19 protein-coding genes and 1 pseudogene are annotated in these 22,126 nt (G+C 44.3%); 13 read left to right on the top strand and 7 right to left on the bottom strand.

Going from position 1 to position 22,126, the window contains the following annotated elements; genetic code table 11:
- Positions 1–18: 18 nt before the first annotated feature.
- From P4S58_RS07985 to pabB, 7 genes and pseudogenes are all read right to left on the bottom strand, one after another.
- Entirely contained in the window at positions 19–1,443 is a 1,425-nt protein-coding gene (locus P4S58_RS07985) for an efflux transporter outer membrane subunit (protein WP_337163502.1), read from the bottom strand.
- A 3-nt stretch (positions 1,444–1,446) separates the two neighbouring features.
- Positions 1,447–3,405, bottom strand: coding sequence for a MacB family efflux pump subunit (locus P4S58_RS07980; RefSeq protein ID WP_337163501.1), 1,959 nt, complete (start codon positions 3,403–3,405; stop codon positions 1,447–1,449).
- Positions 3,405–4,586 carry an efflux RND transporter periplasmic adaptor subunit gene (locus P4S58_RS07975; RefSeq protein ID WP_337163500.1) on the bottom strand — a complete coding sequence of 394 codons (1,182 nt, stop codon included), beginning with the start codon at positions 4,584–4,586 and terminating at the stop codon, positions 3,405–3,407. The genes P4S58_RS07980 and P4S58_RS07975 overlap by 1 nt, the downstream gene beginning before the upstream one ends.
- A 185-nt stretch (positions 4,587–4,771) precedes the next feature.
- A pseudogene (locus P4S58_RS07970) lies at positions 4,772–6,132 on the bottom strand (L-serine ammonia-lyase).
- An 87-nt stretch (positions 6,133–6,219) separates the two neighbouring features.
- Positions 6,220–7,473, bottom strand: a complete 1,254-nt coding sequence (locus P4S58_RS07965) for an aromatic amino acid transport family protein (RefSeq protein ID WP_337163499.1) — start codon at positions 7,471–7,473, stop codon at positions 6,220–6,222.
- A 265-nt stretch (positions 7,474–7,738) separates the two neighbouring features.
- Positions 7,739–8,356 (bottom strand): CoA pyrophosphatase, encoded by a 618-nt coding sequence (locus P4S58_RS07960; RefSeq protein ID WP_042487608.1) that lies wholly within the window; start codon positions 8,354–8,356, stop codon positions 7,739–7,741.
- A gap of 87 nt (positions 8,357–8,443) precedes the next feature.
- Complete coding sequence (pabB, locus tag P4S58_RS07955; protein ID WP_337163498.1) at positions 8,444–9,826, bottom strand: aminodeoxychorismate synthase component 1; 1,383 nt, start codon at positions 9,824–9,826, stop codon at positions 8,444–8,446.
- Positions 9,827–10,004: 178 nt separating this feature from the next.
- Here pabB and P4S58_RS07950 point away from each other — a divergent pair, with 178 nt between their 5' ends.
- From P4S58_RS07950 to P4S58_RS07890, 13 genes are all read left to right on the top strand, one after another.
- On the top strand, positions 10,005–11,522 hold the full coding sequence (locus P4S58_RS07950; RefSeq protein ID WP_042487602.1) for a fumarate hydratase: 1,518 nt from the start codon (positions 10,005–10,007) through the stop codon (positions 11,520–11,522).
- Between the two features lie 123 nt (positions 11,523–11,645).
- Positions 11,646–11,831, top strand: a complete 186-nt coding sequence (locus tag P4S58_RS07945) for a hypothetical protein (RefSeq protein WP_042487601.1) — start codon at positions 11,646–11,648, stop codon at positions 11,829–11,831.
- A gap of 111 nt (positions 11,832–11,942) precedes the next feature.
- A complete protein-coding gene (locus P4S58_RS07940; RefSeq protein ID WP_337163497.1) occupies positions 11,943–13,322 on the top strand; it encodes a YcjX family protein in 1,380 nt (459 codons plus the stop codon).
- Complete coding sequence (locus P4S58_RS07935) at positions 13,319–14,341, top strand: YcjF family protein (protein WP_337163495.1); 1,023 nt, start codon at positions 13,319–13,321, stop codon at positions 14,339–14,341. Before P4S58_RS07940 ends, P4S58_RS07935 begins: the two co-directional genes overlap by 4 nt.
- Positions 14,342–14,443: 102 nt before the next feature.
- Complete coding sequence (tyrR, locus tag P4S58_RS07930) at positions 14,444–15,988, top strand: transcriptional regulator TyrR (RefSeq protein WP_102953105.1); 1,545 nt, start codon at positions 14,444–14,446, stop codon at positions 15,986–15,988.
- Complete coding sequence (locus P4S58_RS07925; RefSeq protein ID WP_102963425.1) at positions 15,988–16,566, top strand: GNAT family N-acetyltransferase; 579 nt, start codon at positions 15,988–15,990, stop codon at positions 16,564–16,566. Before tyrR ends, P4S58_RS07925 begins: the two co-directional genes overlap by 1 nt.
- 1 nt (position 16,567) lies before the next feature.
- Positions 16,568–17,158 (top strand): HD domain-containing protein, encoded by a 591-nt coding sequence (locus P4S58_RS07920; RefSeq protein ID WP_337163494.1) that lies wholly within the window; start codon positions 16,568–16,570, stop codon positions 17,156–17,158.
- 9 nt (positions 17,159–17,167) lie between these two features.
- Positions 17,168–17,641, top strand: coding sequence for a DUF2947 domain-containing protein (locus P4S58_RS07915; RefSeq protein ID WP_042487584.1), 474 nt, complete (start codon positions 17,168–17,170; stop codon positions 17,639–17,641).
- Between the two features lie 322 nt (positions 17,642–17,963).
- A complete protein-coding gene (locus tag P4S58_RS07910; protein WP_102953108.1) occupies positions 17,964–19,385 on the top strand; it encodes an SLC13 family permease in 1,422 nt (473 codons plus the stop codon).
- A gap of 12 nt (positions 19,386–19,397) precedes the next feature.
- The gene (locus P4S58_RS07905) at positions 19,398–20,732 is read left to right on the top strand and encodes an ATP-binding protein (protein ID WP_337163491.1); all 1,335 of its coding nucleotides are present in this window, start codon (positions 19,398–19,400) and stop codon (positions 20,730–20,732) included.
- Positions 20,719–21,192 (top strand): response regulator, encoded by a 474-nt coding sequence (locus tag P4S58_RS07900; protein WP_337163490.1) that lies wholly within the window; start codon positions 20,719–20,721, stop codon positions 21,190–21,192. Before P4S58_RS07905 ends, P4S58_RS07900 begins: the two co-directional genes overlap by 14 nt.
- A 166-nt stretch (positions 21,193–21,358) precedes the next feature.
- The gene (locus tag P4S58_RS07895; protein WP_042487572.1) at positions 21,359–21,637 is read left to right on the top strand and encodes a DUF4242 domain-containing protein; all 279 of its coding nucleotides are present in this window, start codon (positions 21,359–21,361) and stop codon (positions 21,635–21,637) included.
- Positions 21,638–21,877: 240 nt separating this feature from the next.
- A complete protein-coding gene (locus P4S58_RS07890; RefSeq protein ID WP_042487569.1) occupies positions 21,878–22,099 on the top strand; it encodes a hypothetical protein in 222 nt (73 codons plus the stop codon).
- Positions 22,100–22,126 lie beyond the last annotated feature (27 nt).

Below are 22,126 nucleotides of genomic sequence, written 5' to 3'. Positions count from 1 at the left end.
ACTTCTACAAAAGCGTTGTTATTGCTGCGAAGTTTCAGCAGTTGCTTGAGGTACCAAATCATCTCCACCTAGGCTTCGATAAATCGTAGTGAGATTGACGAGTTGGTTGTATCGATTCTCTAACAGTGACGCTTTGGCACTGCGCTCATTGTCTTGAGCATCAAGCAAAGTGGTAATGCTAATTGCACCATACTTATACTGACTGGCGTAAATGCGAGCCGCTTCTGCTGCGCTGTCATACTGCTTTTGCAGTTTCTCTTCCTGATACTGATAGTTTTCACGAGCAGATAGGGCATTATCCACATCCTGAAACGCAGTATAGAGCGCTTTGCGGTATGAAATGATCGCAGATTCGTATTTCACTTGCGCGATATCTTGATTGATCTGCATGGTGTTCCAGTTAAGGAACGGCATGGTCAAATCAGCACCAATAGAGCCTAGTGGATCGCTTAACAAGTTACGTAGTTGTTCTGAAGAACCGCCCAGAGCACCGGTTAAAGTTAGCGTAGGGAAATAGGCAGCATCTGCTGAATCTTTAGCCGCAAATGTTGCTTTCAGCTCATACAGTGCTTGTTTGATATCTGGTCGACGGCTCAACACATCAGCAGGAACTCCAGACGCAATTTCAGGCAAATCACCTTCGGGCAGTGCTTTAATCTCTTTCAGCATTTGTTGTGGCGCTTGGTCAAACAAAATAGCAAAAGCATTCTGCGCTTCAGTTAACTGCTGCAAGTAATCGCGATGTGTGGCTTCCAGACCCGCAAGGGTTCGTTCTGCTTCTAATACATTTAAACGGGTGACAGAACCATTACTGAACTGACTCTGTGCTTGCTTCAATGTATTCGTCGCATCAGCAATATCACTGTTACTGAGTTCAATGCGCTGGTTAAGATAACCGATTTGCCAGTAAAGCTGCGCCGTGGTTGCCACTAAACTCTGAGCAGTTGCTTCTCGCTCTTCTAAGCTGGCAAGGGCAGTCCATTCACTTTCATCTGCGGCTGCAGAAAGCTTACCCCACAGATCCACTTCGTAGCTGACGGAAAGCCCTGTTTGGTAGCTTTCAGATGAAGCACCACTATCCAAATAACGAGAGCCATCAGCAGAAACATTGCCTGAGAGGTCAGGGTAGAGATCCCGTCCGGCTAAGTTGGCTTGTAAACGAGCTTGTTTTAGCGTCAGTGTGGCAATGGCTAAATCGCTGTTGGTTGCGAGTACTTTCTCAACCAATTGATTGAGCTGTTCATCGTTAAAACTGGTCCACCAGCGATTGATAACTGGTGTCGCGTTTTCATTTGTTGAAGCTGTTTCACTCGATGCTTGCTTTGTTGATTGCCAAGATTGAGGAACTTGAACTTCAGGTTCAGGAAACTCTGAACGAGACACACAGCCAGTTGCCAGAACGACACACAGCGCAAGTGTGGAGTATTTATATCGACGTAACATGGCTTACTCCCTAGATAACGCGTCAATTGGGTTTAGCTGCGCGGCATTCTTCGCTGGAAGATAACCAAACAGCACACCAATCAAGGTGGAGCATAGAAATGCTGAAACAATCGATGTTGTGGAATAAATCATAGTAAAACTACTACCAAAGGAGGCGAACGCTACGCCAATCAAATATGCCATGCCAATACCTATGGTACCGCCACACAAACAAACCAATACTGCTTCAATTAAGAACTGACGGAGAATGTCACTTTGCCTTGCTCCCACTGCCATACGCACGCCAATTTCACGTGTTCTCTCTGTTACTGAAACCAACATAATGTTCATAACGCCAATTCCACCAACAATCAGTGAAATCACAGCAATAGCTGAAATCAGCAAGGTCATGGTTGCGGTGGTCTTAGCAATATTCTGTTGAATGGTATCGGTATTAATCGTAAAGAAATCTTCTGTACCGTGGCGCATTTTCAACAACTGAATAATTGCCTGTTCTGCCGCTTCACTTGGTGTGTTGTCATTGATGCGCACTGAGATTCGGTTGAGATAGTTCTGCCCAACCATACGCGCACTCACTGTGGTGTAAGGAACCCAAATGTTGAGCGAATCACTGTTACCAAATGCACTTTCTTTTGCTTTAGTAATGCCTATGATTCGAACGGGTAGGTTACCGGCAAAAATCACTTCACCAATCGGATTTTTATCAGGGAACAATGATTTGAGAGTATTGTTATCAATCACCGCTTCTTGAGCCATGTTGGCGACACTGGAATCATCCCAATACTGACCTTCAGCCAGCTCATAGCCACGTACGCGGAAGTAATCCGGACCCACACCTTGAACTGACGCTGTTACCGCTTGGTTGCCATATTTCAGAGTGACCGATGTGCTCAGTGTTGGTGTCACACTATCGACAAACTGCATGTTTTTCAGAGCATCAGCATCGGCTGCTGTTAAGGTTCTAATACGGCCTGAACGTCGGTCACCAAAACCTGTGCCCGGCATAACATCGATGGTGTTTGTGCCCATGGCAGAAATATTCTCTAGAATGGCTTTTTGCGAACCATTACCCAACGCCACCACTGATACAACTGAAGCGATACCGATAATAATACCGAGCATGGTCAGGAATGTTCTTAATCTGTGGTTAGACATCGCCACCAACGCCATTTTGAGTGCCTCCCACAAGTTGTCGAACAGATTACGACCTTTCTCTAATACGTCTGTAGCAGGAGCAGGTTTTACGCTATCGCTGTTCTGTGCAATCAGTTCTTTTTTGGTGACGGTGTCACTCAATATTTCACCGTCTTTGATCTCAATGATTCGATCAGCGTGCTGGGCGACTTTCAAATCGTGTGTCACGATGATGATAGTGTGACCAAGCTGATGAAGCTCTTGCAGCAGCATCATCATCTCTTCGCCACTTTTACTATCGAGCGCACCTGTCGGTTCGTCAGCCAGTATGACGTCGCCACCATTAACTAATGCGCGAGCAACAGAAACACGCTGCTGCTGACCACCACTTAATTGGTTCGGTTTGTGATCCAGACGGTCAGCAAGACCAAGGCGGGTAAGCAATTTTTCCGCCCGTTCCTGACGCGCTTTCTTATCGCTGCCAGCATAAATTGCAGGAATCTCAACGTTACCGACAGCGGTTAAATCACCCAGCAGGTGGTAACGTTGGAATATAAAGCCAAAGTGTTCGCGACGTAGTTCAGCCAGTTGATCAGAATCGAGCTGTGAGGTATTTCGACCATTTATCCAGTAGTCGCCGCGGCTTGGCTGATCAAGGCAACCAAGGATGTTCATCAAGGTCGATTTACCAGAGCCAGATGTACCGACAATAGCAACCATCTCACCACGTTCAATAGTGAGGTTGACGTCTTTGAGTACCGTTAGCTCTTCGTCACCCGCCGCGAAGCTGCGATAGATATGGGATATTTCAAGTAGTGGACGTGACATTAAAACATCCTCGGTGAACCCATACGACTAGAACGCGAGCCGCCAGCATTTGGTGCTCCAACAATAATTTTGTCGCCTTCTTCTAGTCCACTGGTGACTTCAGTAAAGATTTTGTTGTTGATACCAATGGTCACATCACGCAATTCTTGCTGACCGTTAACCAATACCGGAACTTGATAATGTGGTGTTTTTCCCGGCTGTTTAATCACAACTTGGGCGGGAACCAATAAGGCGTTATCAGCTCTGTTCAACACAATGGATACTTGCGCTGTCATACCGATACGCAGCGTCTTGTCTGGGTTATCCACTTCGAACAGGCCATGGTAATAAATTGCTTCATCATTGCTGACAGAAAGGTCGCTGTCATCACCGTCCATAAGAGTAGGGCCCGGTTCAATAGCTCTTAAAGTCGCGTGATACTGATGGTTGGGTTTACCCAAAATAGTGAAATAAACAGGCAGCCCCGATTTGACGTTCACAACGTCTGCTTCTGAAATCTGAGCCTTAACCGTCATACGCTCAAGCTGAGCCAGTTCAATAATGGTTGGGGTAGTTTGGTTGGCGTTAACCGTTTGACCTTCTTCAACGGCGCTATAAACCACGGTGCCATCCATAGGTGCGGTAATTGTGGTGTAGCCGAGGTCAACTTGTGCGCTGTCGACACTGATCTTCGCTTGCTCCAACTCAGCTTTTAGCTGTTCAAGTTCTGCTTTGTAAACTGCTAGGGTAGCTTGTGCCGATTCATAGTCAGCTTGGGAGCTGGCTCTATCTGCAAGCATCGATTTCTGACGTGTATATTCTGATTGTGCCTGACGAATCTGTGCTTGCTTCGCAATGATTTGCGCTTTTAATTTGCTTAGTGATGCATTCGCTTCTTTGAGGCTGTTCTGCTGAGTGAGGCTGTCTATTTGAGCCACTAAGTCGCCTTGTTTGATTTCATCACCAAGCTTAACTCCCAACTTTTCGATTTGGCCCGAGACTTGAGCACCGACTGCGACCAGTTTTGAGGCCTGCAACATACCAGTGGCAAGGACCGTGTTTTCAATATCGCCTCTTCGTACGGCTTCTGTAACGAAACTTGGTGGTGCTTCTTTTGGATAAAAGTAGTAACCAGCGCCACTCATACCTGCGATAAGAGTAAGCACGACGAAGACTTTTTTAGTTGTAATACGTATAGCCATGTGGGTTAAATGATTCCAAATGATGAAAAGCTGTAATGAGAACCATTTTTGAGCGAATCGCTTTTTTAAACAAGCGTTCAAAAAGTAAAACTAAGTAAAGGTAGGTCAAGAAGTTGAATTGAAGAAAAGAAAAAAGCCTGATAATAAATCATCAGGCTTTCGTAAATGAGATCAGATACTAACGATTAGCAGATTACTTTAACCGCTAAACCGCCTTGCGATGTCTCACGGTATTTTGCGTTCATGTCTTTACCTGTTTCCAGCATGGTTTCAATCACTTTATCGAGAGAAACACGTGGTGCTGAAGAACGGCGCATTGCCATACGGGTAGAGTTGATTGCTTTCACAGCAGCAATACCGTTACGCTCGATACATGGTACCTGTACTTGTCCTGCTACTGGGTCACACGTCAGACCTAAGTTGTGCTCCATGGCAATTTCAGCGGCCATACACACTTGCTCAGGGCTTCCACCTAGCAGTGCAGCTAGACCACCAGCAGCCATTGAACAAGCCACACCAACTTCGCCTTGGCAACCTACTTCAGCGCCAGAGATAGAAGCGTTTTGCTTGTACAAACCACCGATAGCACCAGATGCTGCGAAGTAACGAGTATAATCTTTCTCTGTTACTGTTTGGATGAACTTGTCGTAGTAAGCAAGTACTGCTGGGATGATGCCACATGCACCGTTAGTTGGTGCTGTAACCACACGACCACCCGCTGCGTTTTCTTCATTCACTGCGAAAGCGTACATGTTTACCCAGTCAACAACGGCCATTGGGTCGTTAGTGATTTTTCCGAAGTCAAAAGCTGTTGGCGTAGAGCTGCTGCACGACGAGGCACACGTAGTGGGCCTGGAAGAATACCTTCAGTACCCATACCACGCTCCATACACTCTTGCATGGTTCTCCAGATGTTCGCGAAGTACTCTTTCACTTCAACATCAGTATGAAGAGCTTTCTCATTCTCCATTACTAGAGTGCTGATAGAAAGTCCGCTCTCTTTACACTGGTTAACAAGCTCTTCTGCAGAGTTAAAAGGGTAAGGAACTGATACTTCAGTTTTTGCTTTTTGACCGAAATGCTCTTCATCAACAATAAAACCACCGCCGATAGAGTAGTAGGTTTTACTGTAAACAACTTCGTCACCGTTCCACGCATGAATTGACATGCCGTTTTCGTGTAAAGACAAGAAGCTCTTATGGAAAACCATGCCACCTTCACGTGGAAAAGCAACGGTATGATTGTGCGTACCAACAGGAAGACGTTCAGTCTGCTGAACGCTTTCAATAAAACCTGGAATACTGTCGATATCAACATGCTCAGGAGTGTTACCTGCTAAGCCCATGATGATAGCAATATCTGTATGGTGACCTTTCCCTGTCAGCGATAATGATCCATAAACGTCCACGGTAATTTTGGTGATGTCTTGTAGCTTATCCATTGCGCTTAAGTCATCAACAAATTGTTTACCGGCTTTCATTGGTCCAACTGTATGTGAGCTCGAAGGACCGATGCCAATTTTATAGATATCAAACACACTAATCATAGCGATTACCTCAAACTAAGCCTCCTGTAAAAAGGAGGCTTATTACTATTATATTTTTAGTTTAATCGGACTTTACAAAGTTTGGGATTAAAACGCGCCGTAGATTACAGAACTAATTGCTGCAAGACCACAAATAACTGTGAAAATTTGCACAGGAGCTGAAGTCTTGTACTTTGCCATCGCAGGAACTTTATGCATTGCGAACACAGGCATTAAGAATAGGATAGCAGCAATCATTGGTGCACCCATTGTTTCAATCATACCAAGGATGCTTGGGTTAACAATTGCAACGATCCAAGTAGTAAGAACGATGAACAATAGAGATGTTTTTTCAATCTTGCTTACTGGTGATTGTGAACGAGATTTGATTAGACCAACCAGACCTTCGTGAGCACCAAGGAAGTGACCGAAGTAGCTAGAAGTAATTGCAGCGAAAGCAACCAGTGGACCCATGTAAGAGATCAGCGGTGATTCATGAATGTTTGCTAGGTAAGACAATACAGAAATGTTCTGTGCTTTTGCTTCTGCTAGTTGCTCTGGAGAAAGAGAAAGAACAACAGAGAATACAAAGAACATAACAAAACCCATCAGCATCATAGCAGCGCCGCCAGTGATTGAGTCTGTTTTCTGAACTGCGTCTTCACCGTATTTCATACGCTGTTCTTTAGAGAACTGAGAAATGATAGGGCTGTGGTTGAAAGAGAACACAATAATTGGGATTGCTAACCAAATGATTGAAGGCATTGAAGACCAATCAGGTGCTACTTCTACCATAGAGCTGTTCCACTCAGGGATAAGGTAGAAAGACAGAGCCAGTAGAATGGCTACAAGTGGGTATACCATTGCTGAAGTTGCTTTCAGCATCAGTTCTTTACCAAATAAAACACCTGCAGTCATTGCTGCGATCAATAAGCCAGATAGCAGCCAGCGAGGTATAGATTCCATACCTACTTGGTTTACTAGGAATGAATCAACCGTGTTAGTGATACCAACGCCGTAAATAAGAACGATAGGGTAAATAGCAAAAAAGTAAGCGAAAGTAATAAGGTTTGCGCCAGTTTTACCGAAATGTTCTTCTACAGTGTCAGTGATGTCTGCTTCAGGGTTTTTAGCTGACAGTACAAAACGAGCTAAGCTCTTGTGAGCGAACCATGTCATTGGGGCTGCGATCAATGCCAGAATTACTAATGGCCAAAAACCACCTGCACCCGCTTTAATTGGAAGGAAAAGTACACCTGCGCCTACAGCTGTACCAAAAAGTGAGAGAGTCCATGCAAAATCTTGATAAGTCCATTTATTAGAAGATTGTTCTGATTTTTCGATAGCAATCGATGTGTTCATTTTTTATATCTCAATTTTTTATGGGAAAATAATTTCGGGCGCAATTCTCTTTGTTTGTGTTGCAAAAATAGTTGATATAAATCACATCAACAGTTCTGTAGATAAGTTGTTTACTCAAAATAACAAGTAGATCACGAAATTTACGTGCCACACATGAGTTATTTTGAGATGTTTGATTAGAAAAACTAATAGTAATCTTGAGTTTAATTAATTGTTATCGCTTTGTGCTCGAATAAAAAGCATTACTAATGTTAATGATATGGACTTATTTGTGAGAGATATTAATGTGACGTTGCAAAGCTTGGATGATTTGCGCCGTCATACCCCAGATGAAATGTCGCTGATAGGGGATGGCAAATATTCGATGCGGCTGACTTTTGACCTGAAAAATACCCGAATAGAGTTTGTTTTTGTCTAACAAATGATCGGCGGGGACTTCAAATACCTCTTCAACTTCGTTGGGATCAATCGTTGCCTGATAGTCAGGATTGATAAAAGCCATGATAGGAGTGACTGAAAACTTAGTTATGGTGACGATTTCGGGCAACTGACCGAAGGTTTCGATATCAGAAGCGGTAATTCCGATTTCTTCTTCTGCCTCTCGTATCGCTGTTCTGTACAGCGTCAGATCGCCTTCTTCGTATTTTCCACCCGGAAAGCTAATTTGACCGGGGTGATGTTTGAGATGTTCTGCGCGTTTGGTCAAAACAATATTCAACCCATGCTCTCTTTGTACAAATCCAATCAGTACAGATGCTTTGCGTAGTGAATCTCTTGGGATTTTGTCATAGCGACGCGTTGATTCAACATGATAATCAACGGGTTGATGAAGTTGGAATCGCTGTATTAGTTCCGTTTTCGTGAGCGGTGTTCTTGCTTTCATACTGACTCAATTGTTTTGTTTCTATGACATTAGAAAAGGTAACCAGATAAGCAATTTCATGAAGAAGCTGCTTATCTGGCGTTCAACTTATCTTTCTAATATAGGCAAAATTCTGCTCAGTTTGTCCAATGTTTCCTGAAATTCTGATTCACATTGGCTGTCCGCAACCACACCGCCACCAGCCCAAGCATAGATTTTGTGATTGTGCGCAACTAGGGTGCGAATTGTAATGCTAGTGTCCATTTGCCCGTGTCGGCTGATGTAACCAATCGAACCACAGTAAGCGCTGCGACGATGAGGTTCGAGTTCTTCGATGATTTCCATTGCACGCACTTTCGGTGCCCCTGTAATGGATCCGCCCGGAAAGCCTGCTTTGAGTAGATCACAAGCCGAATATTGGCTGTCTAGCTTGGCACGAATGGTACTGACAAGATGGTGAACCGCTGGGAAGCTCTCAATATGGAACAGTTTAGGTACGTGAACAGAGCCCGGCGCCGCGACACGACCAATGTCATTACGCAGCAAATCAACAATCATCAGATTTTCGGCTTGGTCTTTCTCAGCATGAGCAAGCTCTGATGCAAAAGCGTCATCTAATTGTTTATCTTGGCTTCTTGGTCGGGTGCCTTTAATCGGTTTGGTTTCGATTTCGTCTCCACGCAATTGTAAAAAACGCTCTGGCGAAACACTTAAAATTGCGCCGTCTTCAGTACGAATAAAGGCAGAAAAGGGTGCTTGGTTGTGGTTTTCTAACTTAAGGTACGCTTGCCATTCAGAGCCTTGATATTGAGCTTCGAAACGCTGTGCGAGGTTGATCTGATAACAATCTCCGGATTTCAAATATTCCTGAACCTGCGCAAATTTTTCAGCGTAGCTTTGCGGTGTCATGTTCGATTGCCAAGCCGTTGTAAGAGAGAATGCTTGTTTGGCCTTTGCGTCTTGGGCGTCGCTGTCTTGCATTTCCAGCCACTGCTGCGCCTGATCTAAGTTTACGCCAACCCATTGAGCCGTTTTGCTGTGGTGATCGACCACAATTGCCCACTCATAAATACCCACCGCCATATCTGGCATATTGATATCGTGCTTGGCAAGAGTAGGGAGTTTCTCGACTCTGCGGCCTAAATCATATGAAAAATAGCCGACTGCACCGCCAACAAATGGCAGGCTCTCACTATAACTTTGCTTAGGCAGATACTGATTTTGCAAAGTAGCAAGCAGTGCAAATGGGTCTTCTAAGGATGAAGTTACACCGGAGGGTTCAGTGATGATTGTTTCTTCACCAGTGGTTGTGAGTGTCGCTATTGGGTTCGCCACCAAAATGTCATAGCGGCTGTCGATATGTGTCTCAGAAGCCGAGCGTAACAGCATGGCCCAAGGGCGATTTTCTACCTTTGAAAACAGTTGAGTTGCAATATCCGCATGATAGGTAAGTGCTTTTGACTGAATGATTTTTTGTTCGTTGTTATTCATTTTAATAAATTGTCATTTTAGTAATTTGTGACAAAGAGACCGTTCACCGAATGGCGCGTTGAGGAAAGCAAGAGTATCATAAAGCCACTTGATGGGCTCACCAATTCCATGCAATTTTCTGATTCAAAGGTAAGCTCTTTAAAAGCTCAAGGAAGCATAACAATAAAAGAGGCAAGCAATGACGGTAATTCGACAACAAGACGTAATCAGTAGTGTAGCGGATGCTCTACAATACATTTCTTACTATCACCCGCTAGATTTTGTCAAAGCCCTAGAAGAAGCCTACAACAAAGAAGAAAGCCAAGCTGCGAAAGATGCTATCGCGCAAATCTTGATTAACTCTCGCATGTCAGCAGAAGGCCACCGTCCTATCTGTCAAGACACAGGTATCGTAACTTGCTTTGTTAACATTGGTATGGCTGTTCAGTGGGACTCTACTGATATGACGGTTCAGCAAATGGTGGACGAAGGTGTTCGTCAGGCATACACCAATCCGGACAACCCACTACGTGCATCTGTTTTGATGGATCCTGCTGGTAAACGTATTAACACTAAAGACAACACGCCAGCGGTTGTACATATCAATATGGTTCCGGGTAATAAAGTTGAAATTCAAATCGCGGCTAAAGGCGGCGGTAGTGAAAACAAAACCAAAATGGTGATGTTAAACCCGTCTGACGATATTGCAGAATGGGTAGAGAAAACATTGCCAACCATGGGTGCAGGCTGGTGTCCACCGGGTATGCTAGGTATTGGTATCGGCGGTACGGCTGAGAAAGCGGCAGTACTGGCAAAAGAATCCTTGATGGAGCATATCGATATTCATGAGCTGATTGCTCGTGGCCCACAAAATGCGGAAGAAGAACTGCGTATTGATATCTTCAACCGTGTAAATAAATTAGGTATCGGTGCTCAAGGTCTTGGCGGTTTAACAACCGTTGTTGACGTTAAAATCAAAACAGCGCCGACACACGCAGCTTCTAAACCAGTGTGTTTGATTCCAAACTGTGCTGCAACGCGTCACGTACATTTCACCTTGGACGGTTCAGGCCCAGCGGAGCTAACGCCACCGAAGCTAGAAGATTGGCCACAAATCACGTGGGAAGCTGGTTCGAATACTCGCCGAGTTAACCTAGATACTGTGACAGCAGAAGAAGTACAGTCTTGGAGAACGGGTGAAACGGTACTGCTTTCAGGCAAGATCCTTACAGGTCGTGATGCTGCGCATAAGCGTATTCAAACCATGCTGCAAAATGGTGAGAAGTTACCTGAAGGTGTCGATCTAAAAGACAAGTTTATCTACTACGTAGGTCCTGTCGATGCGGTGGGTGATGAAGCGGTTGGTCCTGCAGGCCCAACAACCTCAACGCGTATGGATAAATTTACTGACATGATGCTGGAAGAAGTAGGCATTATGGGCATGATTGGTAAAGCAGAGCGTGGCGCTGCAACGGTTGAATCGATTAAGAAACACAAAGCGGTTTATCTGATGGCAGTGGGTGGCGCAGCTTACCTTGTTGCTAAAGCGATTAAGAAAGCTCGTGTGGTTGCTTTTGAAGACTTAGGTATGGAAGCGATCTACGAGTTCGAAGTGGAAGATATGCCAGTAACTGTTGCGGTTGATTCTACGGGGACAAACGCACACCAAACTGGTCCGGATACTTGGCGCGTAAAAATCGCTGAAGCTGCCAAGTAATTCTTAATAAAGATAATATTGACCAATAAATCACAAAAAGTGCGGCGAAAGCGGCACTTTTTGTCTATATAATGCTTTAATAATTATTGGCTTGTTAACTTATTGAAACGTCAGGAGAGCATGATGCCTCGCTTTATAAAAATTCTTCAAATCCTCATAGCCGTGGTCATCGGTGCTTTTGTGGGCTACGACCTTATTCTTCATGGGATCAGTATCTTTGATGATAAGTACGTAACGATTACCTGTGTGCTGTTCGTGATGTTGGAAATCGCACTGTTTGTTATCTACAAGTTGATTGAAGAAGACTAACCGTTTAAAAACGAATACTAAGCCTCTGATTTTATTCAGGGGCTTTTTTATTCATCTCGTATTAAGATTAACATCGTCATGATGCGCTAAAGATTTTCTGGGAGACTGTCAATGAAGCGAATTCGCCAAGAAGTGAATGACTTAATTAATCGTGGTTTAGATGCCCATGTGAGATTAGCCGTCACGGGGCTATCCCGTGCAGGCAAAACCGCATTTATTACGTCGTTGGTGAATCAACTGCTGCATACATCCACACATGATAATTTGCCATTGCTAGCGGCAGCGCGAGATAAGCGAATTATCGGCGCGAAACGTGTTCCACAAACCAACCTAATGGTGCCGCGTTTTGGTTATGACGAAGCAATGGCGCAACTGCACTCTATGCCACCAGAGTGGCCGGTTCCAACTCGCGATGTGAGTGAAATTCGTTTAGCTATCAAGTACAAAACTAAGAAGCGGACCAAAAAGTTACTGAGTAGTACTTCGACTCTGTATCTGGATATTATCGATTATCCGGGTGAGTGGCTGCTTGATTTGCCGATGCTTGAGCTGGATTTTGCTACGTGGTCTGTACAGCAATTCAATGCCATGCATGGCGTTAGAGCCGAACTGGCGAAACCTTGGCTTGAAGAGCTAGACAAACTCGATTTGAATGAAGAAGCGAATGAAAAAACACTCGCGCACATTGCTTCGCTATATACAGACTATCTTCACAAATGTAAGGAGTCTGGGTTGCATTGGGTTCAGCCGGGAAGATTTGTTTTACCCGGAGAGCTGGAAGGGGCTCCTGTACTGCAATTTTTCCCGTGTAGAAATATTGAAGCTGCGACCAAGGCGGGTAAGCACAGTGTTTTATCTCTGCTGAAAAAGCGTTATGAGGAATATCAGAACAAGGTTATTAAAGCCTTCTACAAACACCATTTCTCAACCTTTGATCGTCAAATCGTGCTGGTCGACTGTCTTTCCCCTCTGAATGATGGTCACGAATCTTTTATGGATATGCGAAGCGCGCTTGAACAAATTATGCATAGCTTCCGTTATGGCAGAAATGGCTTATTGAAACGCATCTTTTCTCCCAAGATCGATAAAGTGCTGTTTGCAGCCACCAAAGCCGACCACATAACCCCCGATCAATATGGGAACCTAGTGTCGCTGCTTCAGCAGATGATTCATCCTGCTTGGCAGTCAGCGGCGTATGAAAACATTGAGATGAGCTGTATTAGCATGGCCTCAGTTCGTGCAACCAAATCCGGTCATATTGATACTAATGAAGGTAGAGTTCCGGCTATTCAGGGTTTGACTGAAGCAGGAGAGTCGCTCACTTTGTATCCGGGAGAAGTGCCTAACAAGTTGCCAAATCCTGATTTTTGGCAAAAGAGCCGTTTCGATTTCACTTTGTTCCGACCTGCGAGCATGAATCATGATGAGCCTTGTCAGCATATTCGCGTAGACAAAGCGTTGGATACTTTGATTGGAGATAAGCTGCAATGAGCGATTTAAAAGCAAAACAAGTCTTCACTCAGTCGTTAGACAAAGAAAATGACAAAGTAGAACTTACTGCGCAAAAGCAGTTTACCGCACAAGAGAAGTTCGTCCCTTCAGTCGCTGAGATTGAAGAAAGCAATATTGAAACGCAACTAGAGCAAATTATCCGACCTAAGCGCGGTCGTCGCTGGTTGGCTTCCGGCTTATTAGTAGGCTTTGGCGGCCTTGTTACTTGGCAGGCGATAGACTCTGTGATTCAGGCGGTTCAAACATCAGATTGGTTAAGCCTTGGCTGGACAGGATTTATCGCCACGCTTGCATCGCTAGGACTAGGTGCGATAGGTCGAGAGCTCTGGAAACTCCGCAAGTTGAGAAATCATTTTTCAACTCAGGAGCAAGCGGAAGCGTTAATGACCAAAGACGTGGTTGGGCAGGGTGAAGCGTTTTGCGAGTCTTTGGCAAAACAAGGTGGAGTGCTGACTACGTCGCCAGCTTATGAACGCTGGAAAAACAGTGTTAGTGACAGTCACAGCGATGCTGAAATTTTAGATATGTATGATGCTATGGTGGTGAGCGAACAAGATAAAAAAGCCACTCAGCTTGTGTCTAAGTTCTCAACCGAAGCGGCTGCATTAGTGGCGATAAGTCCGTTAGCGATTGCAGATATGTTGCTGGTGGCTTGGCGCAACTTCACCATGATTGATCAACTTGCGCAGTTGTATGGTGTTGAGCTTGGGTATTGGTCACGATTGAAACTGTTTAAATCTGTATTGGTTAACATGGCCGCAGCAGGGGCAAGCGAACTGGTGATCGATGCCAGTATGGATCTGCTTTCTATGGATTTAGCGGGCAAAGTGTCGGCGCGTGCAGGACAGGGTATCGGTGTGGGTATCTTAACGGCACGTTTAGGTTTAAAAGCAATGACATTGTTACGTCCGTTACCATGGCATAAAGATCGCGCTGTAAAATTGAGCGCAATACGCAAACAAATCGTTACGAAAGTCACCGCGTTGACCGTGAAATAAGAGAAAACTCGCGACAGGCACACAGATTACTTGACGCATTTCAGCCCTTGATAGAAACTACTGTCAACTTTTCGTGACACTTTCTTATTGGGAAATCATTCTGTGCGCCTTGAAGTATTTTGCGAAGATAGACTTGGTCTGACTCGAGAACTCCTCGACATACTCGCCTCTAAAAATATCGATTTACGTGGTATCGAAATCGATATTTCCGGAATCATTTACTTAAACTGTCCAGACATTGATTTTGAAACTTTCAGTGAGTTAATGGCTGAAATTCGTAGAATTTCCGGTGTTAAAGACGTACGTAAAATTCAGTTTATGCCAATGGAAAGGCACAATACGGAACTGATTTCCTTATTGAACAATTTGCCTGATGCGGTGCTATCGATTGACCTAAAGGGCTCTGTCGATATGGCTAACCATTCTGCATTGTCTCTGTTTAACAAAGACACTGGCGATATGAATGGTGTACACATCTCAACGTTGTTACCAAGTTTCAATTTCCAGCGTTGGATAGAAGGCAGTAAGTCTCGTCTTCGCGAGGAGATCGTATTGGATGGTCTGGATTACTTAATGGAAATGATGCCTGTGTACATCACTGGCGAATCCAAAGAATCGACCTTTGCCAGCGCTATGATGATCATTCGCCCTCGAGTCACCGGTGTTGCAACTGAAACTCAGCTGTCTCTGCATAACAACCTTGGTTTCGAGCACTTTGTCGGTATTTCGAATCGCCATAAGGCACTTATCACCCAAGCGAAAAAGCTTGCGATGCTCGATCAACCATTGTTGATTGAAGGGGATACGGGTACAGGTAAAGAGATGCTTGCCCGAGCCTGTCATAATCGTTCAGACCGTGCCGATCATCCATTCTTAGTTTTAAGCTGTGCGTCTATGCCTGATGATGTGGCGGAGACTGAGTTGTTTGGTCATGCTCCGGGTTCGTTCAACCATGAGCAAGGTCATAAAGGTATCTTTGAACAAGCGAATGGCGGCACAGTACTGCTGGATGAAATCGGTGAAATGAGTCCCCATCTGCAAATCAAGCTGCTACGTTTCTTGCAAGATGGCACTTTCCGCCGCGTTGGTGAAGAACACGAAATCCATGTCAATGTGCGTGTGATTGCTTCTACACGTTATAAGCTGGCTGAGCTGGCAGAATCCGGCAAGTTCCGCGAAGACCTTTTCTACCGTCTCAATGTACTGACATTGACTATTCCACCGTTACGAGAGCGTCCTAGTGATGTTCAGCCTCTGTTGGAACTGTTTATTGCCAAGCACACTGCAAAACTTGGTATGGCTAAGCCGAAACTGGACGAAGGTTTGCTCGATCAACTGGCTTTGTATCAATGGCCGGGCAATATTCGTCAGCTAGATAATATGGTTTTACGTGCGCTTACTGAGTTGCAAGACGATGTGCTTACTGCTGAACTTTTCCATTTGCCACAGTTGGAAAGCAATAATGTGGGTGTCACCAATATTAATCTTGATGGCTCACTGGACGACATCATGAAAGATTACGAAGCTCAAGTGCTTGACCGTTTGTATCAGTCTTTCCCTTCAAGCCGCAAACTGGCTAAGCGCCTAGACGTCTCACACACCTCTGTTGCCAACAAGCTTCGAGATTATGGAATTAAGAAACGTTGATTGAATCGAACAGCACGCCAACGTCAGTCTATGAAACTGATGGCGAAATACTACTGGTTACCGCTCAGTTCAGCGATGCTGAGCGTATTGCCCAATACTTCAAAGAGAACCGAGAACACCTAAAGCCATGGGACCCTGCGCGTGAAGAAGCCTTCTTTACTGCAGAAGGTTGGCAGCAGAGACTACTTAAGCTCACCGAGGTACATAAACTTTCTTTGGGTTACTACCTGCTGATTATTGATGCCAAGACCGATAAAATGCTTGGCACTATTTCATTCAGTAACTTAAATCGCTTCCCTATTTATACTTGCAACGTTGGGTATTCACTTGCCTGTGATGCACAAGGCAAAGGAACCATGACCCGCGCATTGCAAATGGCATGCAACTACATGTTTTCTGTTCAGAATATGCATCGCATTATGGCGGCTTATATCCCTCGGAATAAACGCAGTGAAAGTGTACTCGAACGTGTAGGTTTCTCACACGAAGGGCATGCCAAAGACTACATTCTGATTAACGGTAAGTGGGAAGATCACAACCTGATGTCACTGATCAACGCGCATTGGAAAGAGGAATAATATGAATCAGCGATTGCAACAACAACTCAGTCTTGTTTTAGAATTGGACAGATTAAAATCTGTGTTGCGTCGTACCCGTATTCAATGTGCGGAAGATAGACTAGAAAACAGTGCTGAGCACAGTTGGCACGTCGCTATGATGGCACTGGTGATGCAAGAGCATGCGAATGAACCTGTCGAGATTAGTCGGGTTCTGAAAATGTTATTGATGCATGACATGGTTGAAATTGATGCTGGCGACACCTTTGTATATGATGCAGCAGCTTCAAAAGAGCAAGCGCAAAAAGAGCTGGCTGCTGCTGAAAGGTTGTTCGGTTTATTACCAGACGATCAGGCGGAAGAGCTGTTTTCTCTATGGCGTGAATTCGAAGCCGCCGAGAGCGCGGATGCTAAATTTGCCAAAGCGCTCGACAGATTGATTCCTATGATGCTGAATTTCAACAATCAGGGGATTGGTTGGAGAGAAAATAACGTAACTCGCCAACAAGCATTAACCGTGAATCGACGTATTGACGATGGTTCACATACGCTGTGGGAATATGCGCAGCAAATGATTGAACAAGCCACCGAAAATGGATGGCTCAAAGCCTAAGGACATTTCATGTCGTATTTGCCTTTGGATGATTACCAAAGAAAATGGATTTTTACCCATCAATCTATGCCAGTTCCAGAAGAGGATTTGGCACAGATAAAACCTATGACTCAACTTCGCGCTGCTCAGTATTGGAAAGAGAACTTAAGCTCGCAGAGCCCAGATGCCGAGCGTTTCAGCTCTCAAGACTGGCCGAGCAAAGCAGACAGTTGGTCGAACGAAATAGACTGGATGGCTGAGTGGGAGAGTGATGATGAAGATCTACCACAAGCTGTGTTAGAACACATTGACTGGCAAGACGATGTTACTGTCTATTTTTGTTATGAAAAATACAATGTGATTGAAACCAAATGGTCCGTGTTTAAACGTCACTGGAAGAACTTCTTATTCTATGATGATGGTCCTATTCTGCTTGGTCGTCGTCGCAAAGAAGCGCTGTGGTTTAAAACCAATGGCAAAGTGAAATTAGGCACCCACGATTAAACCCAATCCGGCTTAGGCCGGATTTTTCTTTTTCTTCATTCGGTTATCTTGATGCTATAGGGCCGAGTTTGTGTCTAAGCCCTCATTTTTGACATGTTGTTTTGAAGGAACACTGAATCGTTGATCTCACTCCTAACTTTTTGTTTTCGCTCTTCCATAATGTATCCGTTAGTTTGAATTCTGGTGTCATATCAAAACCTGTCATTTTTCTTTCAAGCATTTGCGCTGTGAAAATCGCTTAGGGCAATAAAGAACAGATAGTGATTGGTCTTGAAACTCCATTTTTTCAGATTGGTTTAACCTGCAGCAAGGAAGAGCATCGATGGTACGCCCTTACTTAAAATTTATTATTCCAATTGTAATACCTTTACTTATTTTGCTTATGCCGTTGTCGGCTTTTCCATTCGACGGTTTGACGCTTATTCAGCAACGTGTCATTGCAATCTTCTTGCTTGCTGCCCTGTTGTGGGTGTTTGAACCCATCCCAATCTACGCCACTTCGGTTGTTATCATTGTCCTTGAATTGCTGATGCTTTCAAACAAAGGGCTTATTCTGTTTCGTTTAAACGAATCGCAACCCGAGTTTGGGCAACTGCTTAAATACAGCGACATTATGGCAACCTTCGCAAGCCCAATTATTATGCTGTTTCTCGGCGGTTTCTTTTTGGCGATGGCGGCAACTAAGTATCGATTGGATGTCAACTTAGCTCGGGTATTACTCAAGCCATTTGGTCAGAATCCTAAATACGTCATGCTTGGCTTAATGCTGATCACGGGCGTTTTTTCGATGTTTATGTCCAATACTGCAACTACTGCGATGATGCTTTCTATTTTGGCACCCGTTATTGCTGTGTTTGGGCCGAAAGACCCGGGACGGATAGCGTTTGCTCTGTGTATTCCTGTTGCAGCTAATATTGGCGGGATAGGAACCCCTATCGGAACGCCGCCTAACGCTATAGCACTCAAATATCTCGTCGGTGACAATCTCATTACTTTTGGTGAATGGATGGCGTTTGGTGTGCCGTTTGTGGTTGTGATGATGGCATTGTCGTGGTTTTTAATTTGCTCACTATACAAAGCCGATCAGCAACGAATTGAGCTGACGATTAAAGGCAAATTCCTTAAGACACCAAAGGCTCTGGTGGTGTATATCACTTTTGCCGCGACCATATTGCTCTGGTTGGTGGGGGATTTACACGGTATGAACTCGTATACCGTGGCGTTAATTCCCGTCGCAGTATTCTCAGTAACAGGGATCATCAACAAAGAAGATTTGAAAAAGATATCTTGGGATGTGCTCTGGCTGGTATCCGGTGGTATCGCTCTGGGGCTGGCGTTAGATAAAACAGGGTTAGCCGCTCTGGTTGTTCACAGCATTCCTTTCGGTGATTTTTCGCCTTACGTGGTGTTGTTTGGTGCTGCATTGTTATGTCTGCTAATGGCAAACTTTATGTCTCATACTGCGACTGCAAACTTACTTATGCCGATAATGGCAGCATTAGGCGCTTCAATGACATCTCTTAGCGCACTGGGTGGTGAAGTTACTTTAATTTTGGTGGTGACCTTTGCTGCCTCTTTGGGTATGTCGTTACCGATCAGTACACCTCCTAATGCTTTGGCTCATGCTACTGGCTATGTGCAAAGTAATCAGATGGCAAGAGTTGGAGTTGTACTTGGACTCGTAGGGGTGTTATTGAGCTTTGTTATGGTTGCGGCTTTGAATGTGGTCGGATTCATTGGTTAGTCGGCAAATAACATGAATGAACAAGAACGCACGCTTGTAGAGCGTTACTTCAGAAACAATGAGAGAACGATAACCCTGTCAGCGGGCAGTAAAGTGATTCAGCAAGATGGTTACAATGACCGACTTTACTATGTCCATTCTGGTGAACTGGTGGGGGATTTTGAAGAGTATGAAGGTCGCCATGTAAAGGTATTTTCTGCATCAAAAGGCGCGTTTATTGGCGTACACAGTTTCTTTTCTGGAACATGGACGGCTTCTTCAACGGTTGTGGCTCAAACCGAAGTAAAACTCAGTTGGATAGACAGGCACTGTGAAGCCATAGAGGTAGAAAAATTCGGCCCACTCAGTACTCAATTTATGCCGGTCATTGTTGCGGAGTTAAATCGTCGCCAGCGTCGAGCGCATCAGGAAGCGGTAGAAAAAGAGAAAGCGTTGGAAAAACTGCACTCCGCAGAACAGATGACCACATTGGCACAGTTAGCTGCGGGCATTTCTCACGAGCTAAACAATGCAATAGGTGTAGTTAGCAGTAAAAGCGAACGTCTTGAAAGCCTTTTTATGGAACTGTTGGAAGAGGTTCATCCCGAGGCCAGCCAGTTCTTTGATTATGGATTAATGCATGGTCAAAAAGTCTCTTCCAGTGAAGCCAGACGGCGAGGATTGATACTAGAACGTAAGTATCAACTTCCTAAAAACGTTGCGAGAGAACTTGCACGCGCCGTACCGGAAGACGAACTGTCTTCTCATTGGATAAGTAACGCGAATCTCGCCATTCGTTACTGGCAAATGGGCAGGGATTTACACGATCTACGTGTGGCGTCGAGCCACACTGTAGGCATTGTGAAGTCCGTTAAGCAGCTTGCAAGAAGTGAAGTTAATCTCGATGAAGAGCTAGACATTAACGACACAATAAACAGAGCGCTGACCCTTTTGCAAAGCGACTTACGTAGAGTTTCAGTAAGAATGAGACCGGGCAATTTACCTAAGTTAAAAGGATCGCAAACAGAATGGGTTCAGGTGTGGGTCAACATCGTTAAGAACGCTTGTGATGCCATGATGGTGACGCCGGAGCCAAGATTAGATATCCAAACCAAATATAGTAAGCATCGTCTTCTCGTCACCTTGACCAATAACGGGCCTGAAATCGATGAAGCGACAAGGCGGAAAATCTTTCAACCAAGCTTCACTACTAAGAAATATGGGTTATCGTTTGGTTTAGGTTTGGGGTTGTCTATCGTTAAGCGAATCGTTTCAAGTTATGGCGGAAGTATCGCGGTCAAAAGCGATCAAGACGCAACCATTTTCAGAATAAAGTTACCAGTAGAGGATGACCATGGAGAAACTTAATATCATATGCGTGGATGACCAGAGGGAAGTGCTAAGCGCAGTGTTACAAGACCTAGAGCCTCTCTGCTTCTGGCTGAATATCGAAGACTGTGAGTCAGCCTCTGAAGCGTTAGAACTTATGGATGAACTCGATGCTAACGGCGAGTATGTTGCTTTGGTGATCTCAGACCATGTTATGCCAGAAAAAACAGGTGTTGAACTCCTTACAGAAATTAGTGCAGATGCTCGTTTTACCTATACTAAAAAAGTTCTGCTCACCGGACAGGCAACCCATTCTGACACTATAAATGCAATTAATAGTGCTGGTATTAATCGCTACTTTGAAAAGCCTTGGGGTACAAGAGAGTTAGTGGAATGTGTCAGAACATTAGTCACTGAATTCATATTTGATAAAGGTCTTGATTATACTGAATGGCAGAGTAATTTAGACAAGTCTGTTGTTTTGAATAGACTGCGTTAAGGGTTGTTTGTTTTACGACCAAGTGGGCATAACTTCAAATTGGTAAAGTGTATATACGTGCCTTGTGTAACATTTTGTTTATTGGTTAGTTTGAGAATAATTCTTATTTTATTAATCACCTCTAATGCTTTTGGACTAAAATTGAACTGAGCGAAAGGAGGTAATTATGCCTAAATATGTTATCGAGAGAGAAGTTGAAGGTGCCAGTAATCTTACACCGAAAGAACTTCAGGATATTGCTCAAACATCTTGTGGAGTACTGCAGCAACTTGGCCCTAAAATACAGTGGCAAGAGACGTATGTTACTCCCAACAAAATCTATTGCGTTTTTATAGCGGAAAATAAAGAACTCGTCCGTAAGCATGCTGAAATGGGAGGATTCCCAGCCAACCAAATTAACGAAGTAACATCTGTTATAGACCCAACTGCTGCTGAGGTAGCTTAGTGGGGCAGTAAACGTTCGTTAATTTATTTAAGTACTCCTGAACTTTAATGGTTAATGTTTAGGAGTGCTCATACCCCATTGATACATTACCTTTGTCTACTAATGTATCCAGTCAGAACACCCTCTCCGTCTGATATCCCGCCAATTCTTTAAGTCACTCGCATAAATCTATGTGCATTTAAGTGCGTATTTCGCAAAGGCGTATATTCGCTAAGTGTTTAACGCTAAGAGGATATACCGATGATTAGATACTGCAAGCGTTGCAAAGCTCCGACAGAGCATAAAGAGAGTTTAGTGCGTAAACCGTCGAGTTATGATCGAGACAAATCTATAGCTGGGCGTTGCATGTTGTTGATACATGAATTCATCAACGGCGGTCACTACTACAACATGAACCGCTATGTCACCTGCACAATCTGCGGCAAAAAAGTACTTGAAAATATGGGAAACGAGTTTGAGTGAGTTTTTTGCGCAATAAAATTACTTAGA

This window comes from Vibrio sp. Hal054 (genome assembly GCF_037162405.1).
Taxonomy (GTDB): domain Bacteria; phylum Pseudomonadota; class Gammaproteobacteria; order Enterobacterales; family Vibrionaceae; genus Vibrio; species Vibrio diazotrophicus.
Note: the sequence above shows the minus strand (reverse complement) of the source record. Positions and strands in the feature narration are given on the sequence as shown.

Excerpts from the sequence above, each read along its gene's own strand:
- P4S58_RS07985 (WP_337163502.1), bottom strand. The coding sequence starts at position 1,443 with ATGTTACGTCGATATAAATACTCCACACTTGCGCTGTGTGTCGTTCTG.
- P4S58_RS07980 (WP_337163501.1), bottom strand. The coding sequence starts at position 3,405 with ATGTCACGTCCACTACTTGAAATATCCCATATCTATCGCAGCTTCGCG.
- P4S58_RS07975 (WP_337163500.1), bottom strand. The coding sequence starts at position 4,586 with ATGGCTATACGTATTACAACTAAAAAAGTCTTCGTCGTGCTTACTCTT.
- P4S58_RS07965 (WP_337163499.1), bottom strand. The coding sequence starts at position 7,473 with ATGAACACATCGATTGCTATCGAAAAATCAGAACAATCTTCTAATAAA.
- P4S58_RS07960 (WP_042487608.1), bottom strand. The coding sequence starts at position 8,356 with ATGAAAGCAAGAACACCGCTCACGAAAACGGAACTAATACAGCGATTC.
- pabB (WP_337163498.1), bottom strand. The coding sequence starts at position 9,826 with ATGAATAACAACGAACAAAAAATCATTCAGTCAAAAGCACTTACCTAT.
- P4S58_RS07950 (WP_042487602.1), top strand. The coding sequence starts at position 10,005 with ATGACGGTAATTCGACAACAAGACGTAATCAGTAGTGTAGCGGATGCT.
- P4S58_RS07945 (WP_042487601.1), top strand. The coding sequence starts at position 11,646 with ATGCCTCGCTTTATAAAAATTCTTCAAATCCTCATAGCCGTGGTCATC.
- P4S58_RS07940 (WP_337163497.1), top strand. The coding sequence starts at position 11,943 with ATGAAGCGAATTCGCCAAGAAGTGAATGACTTAATTAATCGTGGTTTA.
- P4S58_RS07935 (WP_337163495.1), top strand. The coding sequence starts at position 13,319 with ATGAGCGATTTAAAAGCAAAACAAGTCTTCACTCAGTCGTTAGACAAA.
- P4S58_RS07920 (WP_337163494.1), top strand. The coding sequence starts at position 16,568 with ATGAATCAGCGATTGCAACAACAACTCAGTCTTGTTTTAGAATTGGAC.
- P4S58_RS07915 (WP_042487584.1), top strand. The coding sequence starts at position 17,168 with ATGTCGTATTTGCCTTTGGATGATTACCAAAGAAAATGGATTTTTACC.
- P4S58_RS07910 (WP_102953108.1), top strand. The coding sequence starts at position 17,964 with ATGGTACGCCCTTACTTAAAATTTATTATTCCAATTGTAATACCTTTA.
- P4S58_RS07905 (WP_337163491.1), top strand. The coding sequence starts at position 19,398 with ATGAATGAACAAGAACGCACGCTTGTAGAGCGTTACTTCAGAAACAAT.
- P4S58_RS07900 (WP_337163490.1), top strand. The coding sequence starts at position 20,719 with ATGGAGAAACTTAATATCATATGCGTGGATGACCAGAGGGAAGTGCTA.
- P4S58_RS07895 (WP_042487572.1), top strand. The coding sequence starts at position 21,359 with ATGCCTAAATATGTTATCGAGAGAGAAGTTGAAGGTGCCAGTAATCTT.
- P4S58_RS07890 (WP_042487569.1), top strand. The coding sequence starts at position 21,878 with ATGATTAGATACTGCAAGCGTTGCAAAGCTCCGACAGAGCATAAAGAG.